Origin of the sequence: Paenibacillus sp. N3.4, assembly GCF_008017805.1 — a bacterium.
GTDB lineage: Bacteria > Bacillota > Bacilli > Paenibacillales > NBRC-103111 > Paenibacillus_E.
The window spans coordinates 148,715-166,548 of sequence record NZ_VRTT01000003.1; the positions used below are offsets into that span (position 1 = coordinate 148,715).

The window sequence follows — 17,834 nt, forward strand, 5'->3', positions numbered from 1 at the left end:
TTATCCTAGGAAGAGGATCTTAGGAAAAGAGGGCCAAAAGCAAATGGAGCAGTTTGACAGCATCATTATTGGGGGCGGCATTGCTGGGTTGCAAGCAGCGATCCAGTTGGGAAGATACGAGCACCATGTACTTGTCATTGATAGGGGCTATGGGCGATCTACGCTCTGCAAAAGCTATCATAATATATTGGGGTGGCCAGAAGGCATCTCAGGCGAAGAACTGCGCCGAGTAGGGAGACAACAAGCAGAGAAGCTAGGTATTCGTTTTGTGAGCGATGAAGTTGTCCATGCGGCCAGCAAGGGGAAGCCTGGTCATGGCTTTGAGCTGTGGGGGAAGTCAGGAAATGGGTATGAAGCCTCTACGCTTCTCCTCGCAACAGGACTGCTTGATCGTATGCCTGAGCTGCCGGGGCTGAAGGATTGTCTAGGACTTACGGTTTATGTTTGTCCCGATTGTGACGGCTATGAAATTAAAGACAAGCAAACCATTGTCATGGGTTCTGGAGAAGCTGGGGCGAGGATGGCCTTATTGCTTAGGAATAGAACCAATAGGCTGATTTATATAAACCATCAGCAGCAAGCGATCGGCAGCGAGCTTCTTGCCGATATCATGAAATCAGGAATTACTTACATAGCGGAAGATATTCATGAAGTTATTACTCAAAGTCTTGGTCGTTTCGGCGGCGTTTATTTAACGAATGGCCAACAAATCGATGCGGAACGGGGGTTCATTGCCTTCGGTAGGAATGAAGTTAAGTCAGATTTGGCGCGCCAGCTGGGCGCTGAACGCATGGAGAATCGTCATATTATGACCGATTCGCGAAGTAAAATGACGAGTGTTCCGTTCGTATGGGCAGCTGGGGATGTAGGCGTTCATGCTGAACAAGTGACCATTGCCATGGGCGAAGGGGCGCAAGCGGCCATCTGGATGAATAAGGCGTTGATATTGATGAAAGAAGCCAACATCCGTGAGGTCGCCGTTCGCATTTAAGAAGGGAATGATAATCTAAACATCAACGAGTTGTTCGGAGGATGTTTGGAATGTGAAAGCCGTAAGTACATGGGCATATTCCGTTAATGCTTGCTCACCGCTTGGAGTAAGATAATAAATGCCGCGGCTTTGTCGTATAAACCAGCGGTAATAATTTTTTTGCAAAAGCGAGCTAACGGCTTTATTGCTAGTGAACTCGCGAAGCCGACGAGGGCTCAAGGGGCCATGCTCACGCAGTAGGTAGGCACAATGAAGTGATTTTTCACGATAGGCGGTCATCAGCTTCTGCTGGGTACTTCCACCGACATTATAGTCGCCGCTGCGTTCATGAAACTCATGAACGACTTGCAAGGCAGCTCGTTTATTAGCACGTAAGACATAAGGTGTGGGCTCGCAGACGATATTTACTGCGGGTTGTTTGCGTTGGTAAAATTGTACAGTAATGACGCCTAAGCCCAGCATGCGGCAGAGTCGTCGAATTTCCTCCCACTGCAGCCTGTGAGGAGCACGGCCTTTGTTTGGAAGCTCGAATGCCACATACACCTCTTGTGTTAAGCGCAGACGATCGATTCCTTGTACGAGAAGCGGTATGTTGAAACTCTTCTTCAGCTCGACAACAACGGGGGGCTCTTCACCGCGAATAGCCACCAAGTCACAATGTTTGACTTCGCCTTTAACGGTGTAGCCACGTTGTTCAAAATACTGTTTAATCGGTGCGTATAGCTCGGTTTCTGTGTGGATGGGCATGAGATAAGCGTCCTCCGTCTCCTTGGCGATGAGCATAGTCAGAATGTGTTTCATTATAGCATAGGTTTTGCTAGAATAGGGGAGAAGTAACTTGTACGTACATGTTAAATGAGACAGGCAGATAAGACCGTTAAATGGATTAACGGCAAGGTGTTCAACATCCCTTGATCATAGAAAAAGATACGGAAATAGTAAAGGCCAGTGGCAGAATCTAAGGAGGAAAAGAAGATGAGTGATAAGTTGAATGCATGGCTTAGAAAAAGCTTTGAATGCGAGTGTGGAAATCGGCATGAGGTGCCTATACGGCGTATCGTTATTGAACGGGGAGCTATAGATCAGGTTGCCGGTTATGTGAAGGAGGCCGGCTATGGAGAAGTGACGCTGGTTGCGGACGATAGGACAAATCATGCGGCGGGAGAAAAATTGTGCGCGCTGCTGAAAGCCGCGCAGGTGAAGGTATCCGTCAGCGTCATTCGTGAGAATGCGATGGGTGAAGTGGCTGCGGATGAAGAGGCTATCGTGCAGGTACTGCTCGATACGCCGCTTTCGTCGCAGATGTTGGTGGCTGTTGGCGCCGGCACGGTGCACGATATCGTACGTTTCGTCGCGCACCGCACGAAGCGGCCGTTTTTATCTGTGCCGACAGCGCCGTCCGTCGACGGTTTCGCGTCTGTTGGGGCGCCGCTTATCGTCCGCGGCTTCAAGCAGACGATCCCTGCTAGCGCACCGCAGGCGATCTTCGCCGATCTTGCGCTGCTGGCGGAGGCGCCGCAAGCGATGATCGCGGCCGGGCTTGGCGACATGCTCGGCAAGCATACCTCGCTGGCCGACTGGTCGCTCGGCCGCGTTCTGCTCAGCGAGCATTACTGCGAGCTGAGCGCTCGTTTGACACTGGAGGCTGTGGAACTGTGCACAGCCCATCTTTCCGAGATCGCGCAGCGCACCGATCTCGGCTTGCTTAGGCTAATGGAAGGCCTGATCCTGTCAGGCCTTTCCATGCTCCTGGTCGGCCACTCACGGCCGGCCTCCGGGGCTGAGCACCATCTCTCCCACTACTGGGAGATGGTGCTTCTGCAGCAGCGCCGCCGGGCGCTGCTGCACGGCGCGAAGGTCGGCGTCGCGACCGTGCTCATGGCACAGCGCTATCAGGCGCTGCTGGGCATCACGGCCGACGAGGCCGCTGTGCGCCTCGCGCAAAGCGAGGTCCCCAGTCGGCTTACGGATGCGGAACGCATCCGGCAAGCCTATGGGGACATGGCGGAGCAGGTCATCGCCGAGAATTTTCCGGCGAGTGGCACTGCCCTTGATGCGTACGCCTTGAAGGCTCGCATCGTCGAGAAATGGGGCGATGTGCAGGCCACCGCCCGAGCAGTTCCTACACCTGAGCAGCTGATGGCCTGGCTCAAGGCGGTGCAGGGACCGGTAACGCCTGAGCAGCTCGGCGTTGAGCCAGCGCTCGTAGAGGCGTCCCTGCAGGATGCGCTTTTTGTGCGCAACCGTTTCACGATCTTGCGCTTACAGCGGCAGTTGGGAAATTGAACTGTCTTTAAAATTTCGGGCAAGTTATCCTTCATGGGCGCATAGGATTGTAATACACAATTCACCATCACGAGCTGACCTGATTTTGAACGGCAGCAGTGAAAGGAGGTACCCATGGACATATTCAAGAGGATAACAGAGCATCGTACGGAGAAGGATTCATTGAGCTGGACCGGTACGTTCGCGGAGTACATAGAATTGCTTCGCAAAAATCCCGGCCTTGCGAGAACAGCGCATTCAAGAGTCTATGATATGATTGCCTCGCAAGGAATTAATGACCAAAGCGGGCATAAATCCTACAAATTTTTCAACCAGGAGATATTCGGTTTAGATCGTGCGATCGAAAAGCTGGTAGAAGAATATTTTCACTCCGCTGCTCGTCGATTGGATGTTCGCAAACGCATTTTACTGCTAATGGGCCCAGTAAGTGGTGGTAAATCCACCATTGTGACCATGCTGAAACGTGGGTTGGAGCAATTCGCCAAAACTGAACTAGGGGCTGTTTACGCGATTAAAGGGTGTCCGATGCATGAGGACCCGCTTCACCTCATTCCAATGGAGCTGCGTCCTGAGATTGAGCGAGAGCTGGGAGTGAAGATTGAAGGCACATTATGCCCATCTTGCCAAATGCGTCTGAAAACGGAGTATAAAGGCTGTATCGAAGATGTGTTTGTCGAGCGTGTGTTCATTTCTGAAGAGGCGCGTGTAGGTATTGGTACATTCAGTCCTTCCGATCCGAAATCCCAGGATATTGCCGATTTGACAGGAAGTATTGATTTCTCTACGATCACGGAGTTTGGCTCGGAATCGGATCCGCGCGCCTACCGTTTCGACGGAGAATTGAATAAAGCGAATCGGGGCATTATGGAGTTCCAAGAAATGTTGAAATGTGATGAGAAATTCCTTTGGAACCTACTTTCGCTTACGCAAGAAGGCAACTTCAAGGCGGGCAGATTCGCATTAATTAGCGCGGATGAGCTTATCATCGCTCACACGAATGAAACAGAATATAAGTCATTCATTGCCAATAAGAAAAATGAGGCTTTGCAATCACGGATGATTGTCATGCCCATCCCGTATAACCTTCGCGTGTCGGATGAAGAGAAAATTTATTATAAACTTATCGGTCAAAGCGACATGTCGCATGTGCATATAGCCCCTCATGCCCTTCGAGTGGCCGCTATTTTCTCTATCCTAACAAGACTTAAAGAAACAAAGAAACAGGGTATGGACCTTGTGAAAAAAATGCGAATGTACGATGGTGAAGTTGTGGAGGGCTACAAAGAAGCTGATTTAAAAGAAATGCAAAATGAATTCCTGGAAGAAGGCATGAGCGGCATTGATCCGCGATATGTCATTAACCGCATATCAAGTGCATTAATTCGTCAAGATCTTCAATGCATTAATGCGTTGGATGTGCTGCGTGCATTGAAAGACGGCCTCGATCAACATCCGTCTATTACTAAGGATGAACGCGAGCGCTTCCTCAACTTCATTTCCGTAGCCCGCAAAGAGTATGATGATATTGCGAAGAAAGAAGTGCAGAAAGCCTTTGTTTATTCCTTCGAGGAATCGGCTAAAACGATTTTCGATAACTATCTCGACAACATTGAAGCTTACTGCAATTGGGCTAAAATTAAGGATCCTCTGACAGGGGAAGAAATGGATCCCGATGAGCGTCTGATGCGTTCCATTGAAGAGCAAATTGGCATTTCGGAAAATGCCAAAAAAGCATTCCGAGAAGAGATTCTTATTCGCATATCCTCCTACTCCCGCAAAGGGCGGAAATTCGATTACAGCAGCCATGAACGGCTCCGGGAAGCTATAGAGAAAAAGCTATTTGCCGATCTTAAGGATATCGTCAAGATCACGACGTCATCCAAAACGCCGGATGAGAAGCAATTAAAGAAAATCAATGACGTGACCAAACAATTAATTGATGAGCATGGTTATTGTCCAGTATGCGCTAATGAACTGCTGCGTTATGTCGGAAGCTTGCTCAATCGGTAAGTGCAGTAAGGATAAAACCAAAGGACTAGAGGACTAGGACATAGCCTCCAGTCCTTTTCATTGTGCTTGTCAACCTGATCTTTTGTCCATGCCGAATCTAGCAAACTCTCATATACTGTGTTATCAAAGTGCGAGGGAGGTGCAGGCGATCATGGTAGTAAATTCGATGAAGAAGGCAGGTTCGATTTTTTTATTTACAATGAGTTTTCTAGCTTTTATGATGACTTGGGAGGTGAAGCTGTTGTCACCGTTGGGGGGGATATTCATTGTGGGAATCAGCTTCGGAGGAGCCATATTAATGTGGCTAGATTTCAATGAGTCCCTACAGAGAGCAGTCAACCAACATGCAAAACGAGCAGAAATCGATCACTGATCGAGAAGAGGACAAATCCCCCCAGAAAAAACCTAATGAAAAATGGTCAGATATTTTTGGTTTTGGAAAAATGATGGATAAGCTGCCTCTCTATAAACTTTCAGCTCGTATGGCATACTGTATGTTTTTTGATCTGGTCTTGCTCTTGTTCGTTCTTGTTTTACGAGTATCGGATACGCAGGTTAATGATTTTCCTAATCCGTGGGATTTTCGATTTATTGTCATGACTACGATTGTTGTTTTTTTCGTCGGTCTTTGTGAGGTTTGGAAAGACAGAAAAAAAATAAATACCGCCTATATATAGGAGAAATAATCACCAACTAGGCATTCGCACACATAGAGTATGGTAGGTAAATAAACCATACAGAATGTGAGTGATCTAGAAGATGACAGAACAAGAAGAACAACAATTTCGACCACCTGTTGGAGGGGGTCATGGTGGCGGTGGGTTTGGCCATGGTGGAGGAGGCATAGGTCATGGCGGTCCCGGGTTCGAGCATGGTCATGGTCATGGATTTGGCCACGGCTTCGAGCATGGTCATGGTCATGGATTTGGCCCTGGCTTCGGAGGAGTAAATAATTTGTTTCCATGGGTTGTAGCTCCTTACTTGATAGGTGCAACGCAACCGTATTATCCATATCCATATCCCTATCCCTATCCTTATCCTTATCCTTACCAGGATTACCCATATCCATGTCCTTATTATTCACCGGTTGATGGTATTTAAATAACAACAGGATGATACCAGTCAGATAAACCAAGTGAGTTTATATACAAGCCTCTTTTCTATTTTTGAAAAGGAGGCTTTTGTTTTTGATGAGAAATATAGTCGAAATTTCACGTTTTGTGTCTAAACAAACAGAATATTTGCTGGAAATTATATATGATGAACTAACAAATTATGTGTTATGAATTTTCTGAAAAAATAGAATTATTACGTTCACACTTTTTTCATAAAGTTCTGATTAAATTTAGGTATATTTGCTCATTTAGTAGGTTGGGACGTAGGCAAGATTTTACATATATGCTAAACTTCAAGGGAACACATATGCAAAAATTGCTGAAAATCGTAGTATGGTGTCAGCGTCATAAGAATGAGAAATGGAGTTTCCCATGATTGATATTCACAGTCATATACTGCCAGGGATTGATGACGGGGCTATTGATTTAGAGAAATCCTTAGAAATGGCACGTCAGGCTGTAAGACAGGGCATACAGAAAGTTATAGCAACCCCTCATCATGAGAATGGAAGATTTTCTAATGAGACAGAGTTCGTCAAGGAGCGCGTTAAAGCTTTCCAACAAGAATTGGATAATAGGAACATCCCTCTCAGCATACATACGGGACAGGAAATTCGCGTGTATCGCAGGTTAATTGAAGATATTGAAGCAAACAAGTCATCCACCTTACATAAATCTCGGTATATTTTGTTGGAATTTCCATCCGATCGCATTCCTTCTGGGATGAAGGATATGGTGCATGAACTCCGTTTATTAAATTTGGTGCCTATTATCGCTCATCCTGAGCGAAATAGTGAAATTTACGAAAATCCGACAAAACTCATAGAGTTAGTTAACTTGGGAGCCTTGTCTCAGATAACAGCCCATTCTCTACTTGGTGACTTCGGTAAACAAATTCAGCAAATTTCTCTTGATATGTGTAATAATCATCTGGCCCATTTCGTAGCTTCTGATGCCCATAACTCAACAACCCGAGCTTTCGCACTCGCAGAAGCCTATGAGCTTTTGCAGAAAAGACTTGGAACCGACATTGTGGATTCTTTCCAAAACCATGCCAACAGCATCATCCATGATTTACCTATCGAAACTTACGAGCCTGTTTGGACGAAACCAAAATGGTTTCAGTTTTGGAAATCAAAATAAAGAAACTAAATTGAATGAGGTGAAAGTTAGCATGACGATGAAGAAAAAATTAACCGTAACAACGCTGGCAGCTAGCATGCTGTTTGCATCTATTGCAGGACTTCCATTAAGCGAGAAAGGTCTGGCTGGCAAACTAGGAATCACGGCTGGTGTCGCTTCTGCTTCATCTGCTTTCGATCAATTGAATGCTTTGAAAGCTGAACTTGCAAGAGATACACAAGGCGCTGCGCAGGTAGCTGCGGTTAGAGATTATGTAGCTTTAAATTTAGATTTACTAGGCGACTCTAAAAAAGAAGAGTTAGCTCAAGAAATTGTAGACCGAGTTCATGCCAAAGCACCTGGTATTGCCGCTAGCACGCTTTTTGATCTTATTAATGGTCTAAATTTATTTTATGACGGCTCTAGTGATGCACTTGCTGCATTGATAAATGACCCAACTAAGCGTCAAGTATTGAATGATTTATTTACAGCTGCTGGTCTTGCTGGGATTGATGAAGCAAATGGATTGAAAAAAAGTGATGTAGTTGATTTCCAAAATGCAGCACTCGCTGCATTAAATAAGCCTGAAAATAAATCAACACTTAAGGAAGCGTTAGTAGCTGCACTAACAGGAACTTCCGTGGATTCGCAAGTTATCAAGAATGCAGTGAATACAATCGTGAAAAAAGATGTTATCACATCCGATACGTTACTTATCAGCAAGCTATTGGACTACTATAAAATTTCATTAAATGATTTGGATGCCGTTCAAAATAGAATTGCGAACTATATTAATGATGATACTAACTCAACGGTAGATGCAAAAACTGCCAGAACTGCACTTGAATCAGCTGCTGTTCGTTATCTTCTTAAAGATGATATCGTATATGCTGCTACAGCAAGTACTTTGAGTTCAGTAACTCCTGGTCTAAAGGTCTTCGGATTTTTAGTACCTAATACCTTTATTACATGGAGTGCACAAGATCCATCTATCTCCTATAACGGAAATTCTTTCGTACTAAACAGCACCACATCAGGCAGCAGCGTCGTCCAAGCTAAAGATTTCAAGTTCGGAATGCTTCTATATATCTCACCTAGCAAAATAACATTATCTACTGAAAGCTCGTCAAATGTTGGTGGCGGAGGCGGTGGAGGCGGCGTTCAAAGCGTAGCTGACAAAGCTATCTCCGAATTAACAAATCTATTCAAAGATTTCGCCGGAGCAACGGAAGAGAAAAAACAAGAGATACTTAAAGATGCTCAAGATAAAGCGAATACAGCTATTACCAAATTATCTACACTAGATCTTGCATCTATTGTGACGACTGATAATGGAACCGCTAAGCCGAATTTAGATGTTACTGGACTTGTAGCTAAAGTAAAAGACATTGTTGATCAAACTAAATTAATCAATGATAAATTAGTAGCTTTAAACTCAAGCTTAAAAACGGAAAAAGTTCAGCTTACACTTGATTTTGGAACAATCAGTGCCAAAACAACGGAGATTCCTTTCCCTAAAGATTTACTTGCAGCAGCTGTAGCAGGCAGAATCGAAAAAGTCGCAGTTGGATTAAACGGACTGACATTAAGTGTAAATCCATCAGAGTTCAGTTCAGATACAACATTAAAAGTGACGAACCAAGATGCAACTGTTGCATCGAGTATCACTAAGCTTGCTTTAGCGTCGGGCGTATACGAATTCGAATTTACTTCAGGTGGTAATAAAGTAGGTAGCTTCAATACACCAGTTGAAGTGAAGATTCCGATTCCAAATGGCACACAATTCGATACTGAGTTATTGTCTCTTGCCAAAATCGTAGATGGAAAATTGGAATTCTACGGTGGTAAGTATACAAATGGTGTTCTAACAGGTGTTCGTAACTCCTTCTCCACGTATACTGTCGTTGAAAACCAAGTATCCTTCGGTGATACAGCTTCCGTTAAAGCATGGGCTGGCAGACAAATTCAAGTAGCCGCAGCCAAAGGAATTCTGGAAGGCCGTGGTGAGCAAAAATTTGATCCGAATGGACTTGTCACTCGTGCGGAATTCGCTAAATTAATTGTAAAAACTTTCAATTTGGAGAACGCTAGCGCGACTCAAAGCTTCGATGATGTGAATGATTCCGATTGGTTCAAACCTTATGTGGCTTCTGCCGTGAAGAGCGGAATTGTAAATGGCAAAACAGCAACTACATTTGATCCAAATGGACAAATTACACGTGCTGAGATGGCTGTTATGTCATCCCGTGCTCTGGCACTTAAAGGTGCATCACTTGAAGTCACTAAGATTGACGATGTTCTAAAAGGATTTAAAGATGTAGGAACAATTAATGCTTCTTTGAAAAATGGTGTTGCTCTTGCAGCGAGCCAAGGTATTATTGTTGGTGAAGAAGGCGATTTGTTTAATCCGAATGCCAACTCCACGCGTGCTCAAGCAGCGGTTGTGATCTATCGTCTGCTGAATAAATAAGAAAAGCAGCAAGCAGGAGGAATCCTCCTCTCTTCATCGGGGGGGATTCCTTATATTTTCTAGTGACAGCATAGATACGGAGGGAAAGTAATGGAACTGGATTTAAGAGATTACCTAAGAATATTACGTAAAAGGGTGTGGATGATAACGACCATAGTTTTACTTGCAACAGGATTAACAGCCGTTGTTAGTTACATGTTTTTGCAACCCATTTATGAAGCTTCTACAAAATTAATTGTCATTAAATCTAATGATCAGATAGGCGCAACGCAAGTAGACTTAAATACGGTTAACTTGAATATCAGATTAATTGATACCTATAAGGAAATTATCAAGACACCTAGAATTATGGATAAAGTGGTTGTAGATTTCCCGGATTTGAATATTACTGCTGAGCAGTTAGTCCAGAAGGTCAAAGTAAGCTCGGTTAACAATACACAAGTTATGACACTTATTGTGCAAGATCAATCATATGATCGAGCGGCCGACATTGTAAATGCGGTATCCAAAGTGTTCCAAAGTGAAATTCCGAAGATCATGAAAGTGGATAATATTTCCTTATTAAATGAAGCCAAGGTAATAAGCAAACCTGTTCCGGTGAAGCCGAATAAAAATTTAAATATTGCGATTAGCTTTGTTGTGTCATTGATGATTGCTTTAGGCATTAGTTTCTTGCTTGAATATTTAATGATAAGTTGAAAACAGAAGCAGATGTTCAGGAATACTTAGGGCTTCCAACGTTAACGATGATAACGAAGATTAGATTGGAAGATTATCAACATCAGAGTAAACAAACACAAGAGCAAAGGGTAGGAGAGACATCGCATGTCAAATTCAACTAATAGAAGGCCGATTATTACCCACCAAAATCCCAAGTCTCCCATATCCGAGGCTTATAGGACGCTCAGAACCAATATTCAATTTTCCTCGATAGACGAAGAATTGAGAGTAATTATGGTTACTTCAGCGGGTCCTGGAGAAGGAAAGTCAACAACACTTACCAACCTTGCGGTTGCCTATGCACAAGCAGACAAGAAGGTATTGGTTATTGACGCTGATCTCAGAAAACCGACAATGCATCATACCTTTATTGTTTCTAACCGCTGGGGATTAACGAATTTACTGACGAATCAACTAACCATCCGTGAAGTGCTGCAAGAGACATTTATTCCGAATTTGACAATCATTTCATCTGGTCCTATCCCGCCTAATCCGTCTGAAATACTGGCATCCAAGAAAATGATCAGCACTTTAGATGAGCTTAAAGAGCAGTTTGATATCATCCTTATTGATACTCCGCCAGCTATTGCGGTCACCGATTCACAAATTATAGCGACTCGTGTAGATGGCGTTATCTTGGTTGTCGATTCTGACAAAGTAAAAAGAGATGCAGCGCTTAAAGCAAAGCAAAACTTAGAAAATGTAAGAGCAAGAATACTCGGCGTCGTCCTGAATAACGTAGACCGTAAAAATAAAGAGGCCTACTACTACTATTATTATGGTGAGAGTCAATAGAATGAACAGCTAGTGAGGGATCATGATGAATTTGTTCAGCAGAAAGTCTATACTCGTTCTACTTGATATGATATTAATATGGATGAGCGTATTCATTGCGTACCTATTGAGGTTTGATGGGCATATTCCGCAGGTCTATTTGAATAATTGCTTCAAATATGCAGCAATCTCCATGATCGTAGGAGCCGCAAGCATGTCTTATTTCAAGATGTACAAGCGCATATGGGAGTATGCCAGTATAGGCGAGGTTATCTCGATTGTTAAAGCCGTAATTGTGACCTGTGCAATATCCTTTATTATTGTCTCTTTGGTTCTTCAACAAAGAATGCCTATTTCCATCTTTGTTCGCATACTGGAGAACATGGTTCTTATTATCGGAGCAAGCCGATTTGTTTGGAGAATGTTTAGAGACAAGTATTATAAGAAGAAAACGAATCAACAGCAGGCACTTATTATTGGCGCAGGAGATTGCGGCATACTGATTGCCAAGGAATTGAAATTTAATCCAAACTCTCCGATTTATCCGGTTGCTTTTATTGATGACGACCTGGGCAAAATTAACCATCAAGTTATAGGGACTCCTGTTCTTGGCGGGCGTAATGAGATTATTAGAGCTGTTGAACAATATCATATTGATGAAATCATCATAGCTATGCCATCTGTACCCAAAATCGAAATTTCTGAAATTATTGATATATGCAAGCATACCAAAGCAAGAATGAAAATCATCCCCCGGATTAACGATTTGATTGAGGGAAAAGTTACAATAAATGCAATTCGAGATGTTCAAGTAGAAGACTTGTTGGGAAGAGATCCAATAAACGTTGATTTAGAGGGCATTGCCAATTATGTCAAAGATAAAGTTGTACTAGTTACAGGAGCTGGAGGCTCCATTGGTTCCGAGCTGTGCAGACAAATTGCTCCTTTCAAGCCTACTAAACTAATTTTGCTCGGGCATGGAGAAAACAGTATTTATTTGATTGAAAAAGAAATGAAAAGACTATATCCGAGTTTGATCATTGAACCTGTGATTGCAGACGTTCAAGATAAAATACGTATGGAAGAAGTCTTCCTTATTTTTCAACCGAAGGTTATTTTCCACGCGGCAGCGCATAAACATGTCCCTTTGATGGAACGCAATCCTGCTGAAGCTATTAAAAACAATGTATTTGGCACCAAAAATGTTGCAGAATGCGCAAATCAATTTCAAGCAGAAAGATTTGTACTCGTCTCATCCGATAAAGCAGTCAATCCAACAAGTATTATGGGAGCGACCAAACGAATTGCTGAGCTTATTATTCAAAGTTTGGACCGTGTCAGCGAGACCAAATTCGTCGCTGTCCGTTTCGGCAATGTATTGGGCAGTCGTGGGAGTGTCATCCCGCACTTCAAAGAGCAAATTGCATTAGGTGGTCCCGTAACCGTTACCCACCCTGAGATGGTGAGGTACTTTATGACCATTCCTGAGGCTGTTCAGCTAGTTATTCAAGCTGGCGCTTTTGCTAAGGGTGGGGAAATATTCATTCTTGATATGGGCGAGCCTGTGAAGATCGTAGATCTAGCGATTGACCTCATTCGCTTGTCTGGGTTTGAACCAGGTATTGATATGGAAATCGAATTCTCGGGAATTCGTCCGGGTGAGAAGTTATATGAGGAACTGCTTCTTAATGAAGAAGCCATTCAAAATACGACGCATGATCGCATTTTTGTAGGTAGTCCTTTGAAGATAAGTCAGAGTGAATTAGCGATAGAGATAAAACGCTTGGAGAAGGCGATTGGTGAGGAACAGGGGACTGTTCGGGAGGCTGTGAAGGTTTTGGTTCCTAGTTTTAGTAATGTTGGGTGAAGAGTATTAAGAATATGTATATTTTAACTATGCATGTTTATATGAATAATTTGGAAGGGTGTTTGTGTGAATCTGTATCCAATAATAAAACGAATTATAGATTTTGTATTTTCTTTTTTTGCTATAGTTATCCTATGGCCTATATTTTTAATAATAGCAATACTCATTAGAATTGACTCTAAAGGTCCTGTATTTTTCAGGCAAAAACGTATGGGGAGAAATAAAAAGTATTTTTATATACTGAAGTTTAGAACTATGAAGATAGATACACCAAAGGATATGCCGACGCACATTTTGAAAAATCCAGATGCTTTTATTACTAAGGTAGGAAAATTTCTTAGAAAATCAAGCATGGACGAATTACCACAAATATTAAATATTCTAAAGGGTGAAATGAGTATTGTCGGACCTAGACCTGCACTTTGGAATCAATATGATTTAATTTCTGCAAGGGATCTTCTTCAAGTAAATGATATACGCCCTGGACTTACCGGCTGGGCTCAGATTAATGGTCGTGACGAACTAGCCATATCTAAAAAAGTGGAGTTAGATGGATTTTATTATCGAAAAATGAATTACATGATAGATATTAAGATTTTTTTCTTGACAATATTTAGTGTCATAGCAACCAATGGGGTGAAGGAAGGATTCACCGAAGAATCAATAAAATAATTAAGAGGGGTTTTTATGAGAATACTTTATGCTATAACAAGAGCAGAATGGGGCGGAGCACAGGTTCATGTGTTTGATTTAATTAAACATGCATTAGAGAAAAGATACGAATGTATTCTAGTATCAGGGGAAGAAGGAGAGTTAACCGAACGAGTTAGAGAAATTGGAGTTAAAGTCGTAATATTGGATACATTGATACGTGATATACATGTTATTAAGGATCTAAAGGCAGTAACCAGGTTTATGCAGATTATAAATAAAGAAAAGCCTAATTTAGTACATTTACATTCTTCCAAGATGGGAATAATCGGAAGAGTTGCGTGTAAAATAAGTAAAGTGCCTGTAATTTTTACAGCTCATGGATGGGCTTTTACAGAAGGAGTATCCAAATCTAAGAGAGTCCTTTTTACTTTAATTGAAAAATTAGGAGCTGTCTGCACAAACATGATTATTTGTGTTTCAGATTTCGATAGAAATCTAGCATTGAGAAACAAGGTTGGTAATAAAAATAAATTATTAACAATACATAATGGAGTAAAGAAGGAAGAGATTTCATTTAAAACGGTAACTAAAGAGAATACTGTAAAAATTATCATGGTGGCAAGGTTTTCTGCTCAAAAGGATTATAATACATTGTTTTTAGCATTGAAAAAAATAACAGGCTCTATAAAAGTTTTACTAGTTGGTGATGGGGAGTTATTAGAAGAATCCAAAAAGAAAGTATCTGACTTAAACCTAGATAACTTTGTAGAGTTTTAGGTATGAGAAGAGACGTAAGAGACTTATTAATAAGTTCCGATATATTTGTGCTTTCCTCAAATTATGAAGGTCTGCCAATCAGTATTATTGAAGCTATGGAAACTAAATTGCCAATAGTTGCATCTGATGTAGGTGGTGTTAATGAACTAGTTCAGGACAATGAAAATGGTTTCTTAATTAATCGTGGTGATGTTTCAGCACTTGTGGATTGCTTACAAAAATTAATAGATAATAAATCTTTAAGAGAAGAAATGGGTAAGGCTAGTTATGAACGCTACAATGAGATGTTTACTATAGAGAAAATGCTTAACAAGACATTTACATTATATAAGAGTCAAATATAAAAAAAGTAAGTAAGATATAATGTCTTGTAAAACAATATCAACGACGAAATTTTATTTTGAAAAGATAAAATTAACTATAGATGCATAGTAGGTCAGGAGAATATATGAATATCGTTTTTTTACGTTCTAACCCTATTTTACCAGATCCTCGTGTTGAAAAAGAAGCCAATACATTAATTGGGCTCGGATATCAAGTTAGAATATTAGCTTGGAATAGATTAGCTGTGAATAAGAAGGAAGTTTATGGTGAAATAAAAGTTAAGAATGGATCATTGCCGATAAGATGGTTTAACATAGATTCCTCTTTTGGGAGTGGATTGAAAAATCTTTTACCTCTCTTATTTTTTCAATTATGTTTGTTGAGTTGGCTAATTAAACATCGAAAAGAGTATGAAATCATTCACGCTTGTGATTTTGACACAGTAATACCTGCTTGGTTTTGTTCAAAACTTCTTAATAAAAAGTATGTATATGATATATTTGATTACTATGTAGATGCTTTCCATGTACCAAGATTTTTAAAACCATTAATCGAAAAAATTGATATATTCATGATAAATTCAGCAAATGCTGTGATTATTGTAAATGAAAGTCGTGAATTACAAATATCAAAAAGTAGACCTAAGAAATTATGTGTTATACATAATTCACCAGATTTTGAGATTCCGTTTGAAAAAGTAATTGAAAATGAAAGAAGTATTTTTAATGTTAATAAAATAAAATTTGCCTATATAGGTATATTAAGCGATGGTCGTCTACTTAAAGAAATACTTGAGGTATTTCAAGAACATCAAGAATGGGAATTGCATATAGGTGGATTTGGTCCGTATGAAGAACATATAAAAGCTTTAGCAGAAAATAGTATTAATATTATTTTCTACGGAAGGATTTCATATGAAAAAGTAATAAAAATAGAACAAAAATGTCATGTTCTATTTGCGATATATGATCCTGATATCCCCAATCACCGATATGCATCACCTAATAAACTATATGAGGCTATGCTTCTAGGTAAACCGATAATCGTAGCAAAGGGAACTGGGATTGATGAGACTGTTGAAAGATTTAAGATAGGTATATCTATTGAATATAATGGAAAGTCTTTTGAGCATGCTGTATCGGAGTTGATAAAAAATATAGAAGATTGGAGTAATATGAAGATACGTACTCAAGTGATTTATGATGAATACTTTGCTTGGAAAATTATGAATAAACGATTGACGGATTTATATGTACATTTATAGAAAAATCTATACAAAATTATAGTACTTAGGTATATCTAATAATGAGGTGAAATACTTGAGGATTCTTTTTATAGCTGCTCAAGCAATAAGATCCAACTCATCAGTAACAATGATGAATTTGGCATTTATTAATGGTCTAATAGAATTGGGGCATGAAGTAGAAGTAATTACAGCTAAATTACCTAATGAGCATGTAGCAATAGATACAGGATTCAAGGTGCCAATAGGAATAAAATTAGATGAATATCCTCTTAGCAACACTTTTAACATATTAAGTAGTAAGCAAAAAAAGAGGGAACTTAGATACACTGTTGTTTCAGCGATAAAGGGATTAATACGAAAATCATTTTATAAATATTCAATTTATGATAGTCAAAAAAGTTGGATAAAAAATGTAGAAAATATAAAGTCTAATAAGGAAGTATATGACCTTGTAATCTCTTCCTCTGATCCTAAACACTCACATTTATTTGCTGAAAAGTTATTAAAAAGTAAAAAGGTGAGCTGTGGTAAGTGGCTGCAATTATGGGGAGACCCAATGTATCTTGATATAACACGACAAGATGTGATATTTAGGAGAAGACTTCATAAAGAAGAGGAACGTTTAATTAGTAAGGCAAATAATGTTATTTATGTTTCTCCATTTACGGCAACTGAACAAAGAAAGATCTTTCCAAAATATGCAGAGAAAATTGACTACGTACTTATTCCCTACTTTAAAAAAGATGAGTCTCTACCAAATCAAACACACGGTGAAAATTTGGTCTTTGGATATTATGGTGATTACAATACAGAAATTAGAAATTTAAAACCATTATATGATGCGGCTGTAGAATCAAAGTTGAGATTATTAATAAGAGGCAACTCTGACAAACCCTTTAAAAGTAAAGCATTAATTGATGTAAAAAGTAGGGTTGCAATAGATGAATTAGAAGAAGTTGAGAAAAAAACTGATGTATTTATTCATTTGTGTAATTCAAAGGGTACTCAAATACCAGCAAAAGTATATTACTATTCGGGAACAAAAAAACCAATATTGTTTATTTTAGATGGTGAAACTGAAAAAATAAAGATATTTTTTGAAAAATTTGATCGTTATTTTTTTTGCGAAAACAAAAAAGAAGATATACAAAATGCAATTAATAGAATTCGTTTTTCAGAATATGGTAGTAATGTAACACGTATTGTAGAAGAATTATCACCTGCTGCAATAGCGGCAGACTTACTTAAGAAAATCAGGGTATAACTTTATGAATAAAGAAATTAAAGTAAGTGTTATTGTACCAGTATATAACTTGGAAAAATATATTGAGAGATGTCTTTATAGTATAAAAAAACAAACCCTTGAAAATATAGAAATAATTGTTACTGATGAGTTGGATCTTATTGCTTGAGCAGCTATAAAAAGAATCCTCAAGTATTTCACCTCATTATTAGATATACCTAAGTACTATAATTTT

General features: G+C 40.3%; 18 protein-coding genes. 17 read left to right on the top strand and 1 reads right to left on the bottom strand.

The features are described from left to right. Window positions 1-43: 43 nt before the first annotated feature. Entirely contained in the window at window positions 44-991 is a 948-nt protein-coding gene (locus FU659_RS03465) for an NAD(P)/FAD-dependent oxidoreductase (protein ID WP_147946261.1), read from the top strand. A 15-nt stretch (window positions 992-1,006) separates the two neighbouring features. Here the strand turns inward: FU659_RS03465 and FU659_RS03470 are convergent, their stop codons facing one another. Further along, a complete protein-coding gene (locus tag FU659_RS03470) occupies window positions 1,007-1,792 on the bottom strand; it encodes a DUF2161 domain-containing phosphodiesterase (RefSeq protein ID WP_315971266.1) in 786 nt (261 codons plus the stop codon). 174 nt (window positions 1,793-1,966) lie between these two features. Between FU659_RS03470 and FU659_RS03475 the strand changes: the two genes are divergently transcribed. The 16 genes from FU659_RS03475 (at window position 1,967) to FU659_RS03545 (ending at window position 17,768) form a co-directional block, all read left to right on the top strand. After that, window positions 1,967-3,277 (top strand): sn-glycerol-1-phosphate dehydrogenase, encoded by a 1,311-nt coding sequence (locus FU659_RS03475; RefSeq protein WP_147946263.1) that lies wholly within the window; start codon window positions 1,967-1,969, stop codon window positions 3,275-3,277. A gap of 114 nt (window positions 3,278-3,391) precedes the next feature. Beyond that, a complete protein-coding gene (locus FU659_RS03480; protein WP_147946264.1) occupies window positions 3,392-5,287 on the top strand; it encodes a PrkA family serine protein kinase in 1,896 nt (631 codons plus the stop codon). Between the two features lie 151 nt (window positions 5,288-5,438). After that, window positions 5,439-5,660, top strand: a complete 222-nt coding sequence (locus FU659_RS03485; RefSeq protein ID WP_147946265.1) for a hypothetical protein — start codon at window positions 5,439-5,441, stop codon at window positions 5,658-5,660. Next, window positions 5,632-5,964 carry a hypothetical protein gene (locus tag FU659_RS03490; RefSeq protein WP_147946266.1) on the top strand — a complete coding sequence of 111 codons (333 nt, stop codon included), beginning with the start codon at window positions 5,632-5,634 and terminating at the stop codon, window positions 5,962-5,964. The genes FU659_RS03485 and FU659_RS03490 overlap by 29 nt, the downstream gene beginning before the upstream one ends. Window positions 5,965-6,046: 82 nt before the next feature. Then, window positions 6,047-6,388: a hypothetical protein gene (locus FU659_RS35090; protein ID WP_187273873.1), complete on the top strand. Its 342-nt coding sequence runs from the start codon at window positions 6,047-6,049 to the stop codon at window positions 6,386-6,388. Between the two features lie 386 nt (window positions 6,389-6,774). Further along, window positions 6,775-7,545 (top strand): tyrosine-protein phosphatase, encoded by a 771-nt coding sequence (locus FU659_RS03500; RefSeq protein WP_147946267.1) that lies wholly within the window; start codon window positions 6,775-6,777, stop codon window positions 7,543-7,545. 31 nt (window positions 7,546-7,576) lie between these two features. Further along, on the top strand, window positions 7,577-9,994 hold the full coding sequence (locus FU659_RS03505) for an S-layer homology domain-containing protein (RefSeq protein WP_187273874.1): 2,418 nt from the start codon (window positions 7,577-7,579) through the stop codon (window positions 9,992-9,994). Between the two features lie 141 nt (window positions 9,995-10,135). Continuing rightward, the gene (locus tag FU659_RS03510) at window positions 10,136-10,693 is read left to right on the top strand and encodes a YveK family protein (protein ID WP_261807583.1); all 558 of its coding nucleotides are present in this window, start codon (window positions 10,136-10,138) and stop codon (window positions 10,691-10,693) included. Between the two features lie 126 nt (window positions 10,694-10,819). Further along, the gene (locus FU659_RS03515; RefSeq protein WP_147946269.1) at window positions 10,820-11,509 is read left to right on the top strand and encodes a CpsD/CapB family tyrosine-protein kinase; all 690 of its coding nucleotides are present in this window, start codon (window positions 10,820-10,822) and stop codon (window positions 11,507-11,509) included. Between the two features lie 193 nt (window positions 11,510-11,702). Further along, window positions 11,703-13,355 (top strand): polysaccharide biosynthesis protein, encoded by a 1,653-nt coding sequence (locus FU659_RS03520; protein WP_397354982.1) that lies wholly within the window; start codon window positions 11,703-11,705, stop codon window positions 13,353-13,355. 72 nt (window positions 13,356-13,427) lie between these two features. Further along, window positions 13,428-14,027 carry a sugar transferase gene (locus tag FU659_RS03525; RefSeq protein ID WP_147946291.1) on the top strand — a complete coding sequence of 200 codons (600 nt, stop codon included), beginning with the start codon at window positions 13,428-13,430 and terminating at the stop codon, window positions 14,025-14,027. A 15-nt stretch (window positions 14,028-14,042) separates the two neighbouring features. Further along, window positions 14,043-14,786 carry a glycosyltransferase gene (locus FU659_RS03530; RefSeq protein ID WP_261807584.1) on the top strand — a complete coding sequence of 248 codons (744 nt, stop codon included), beginning with the start codon at window positions 14,043-14,045 and terminating at the stop codon, window positions 14,784-14,786. Window positions 14,787-14,788: 2 nt separating this feature from the next. Continuing rightward, the gene (locus tag FU659_RS36790) at window positions 14,789-15,130 is read left to right on the top strand and encodes a glycosyltransferase (protein WP_261807585.1); all 342 of its coding nucleotides are present in this window, start codon (window positions 14,789-14,791) and stop codon (window positions 15,128-15,130) included. Window positions 15,131-15,234: 104 nt separating this feature from the next. Continuing rightward, window positions 15,235-16,374 carry a glycosyltransferase family 4 protein gene (locus FU659_RS03535; RefSeq protein ID WP_187273875.1) on the top strand — a complete coding sequence of 380 codons (1,140 nt, stop codon included), beginning with the start codon at window positions 15,235-15,237 and terminating at the stop codon, window positions 16,372-16,374. Window positions 16,375-16,429: 55 nt separating this feature from the next. After that, the gene (locus FU659_RS03540; RefSeq protein ID WP_147946271.1) at window positions 16,430-17,620 is read left to right on the top strand and encodes a glycosyltransferase family protein; all 1,191 of its coding nucleotides are present in this window, start codon (window positions 16,430-16,432) and stop codon (window positions 17,618-17,620) included. A gap of 4 nt (window positions 17,621-17,624) precedes the next feature. After that, on the top strand, window positions 17,625-17,768 hold the full coding sequence (locus FU659_RS03545) for a glycosyltransferase (protein ID WP_147946272.1): 144 nt from the start codon (window positions 17,625-17,627) through the stop codon (window positions 17,766-17,768). Window positions 17,769-17,834 lie beyond the last annotated feature (66 nt).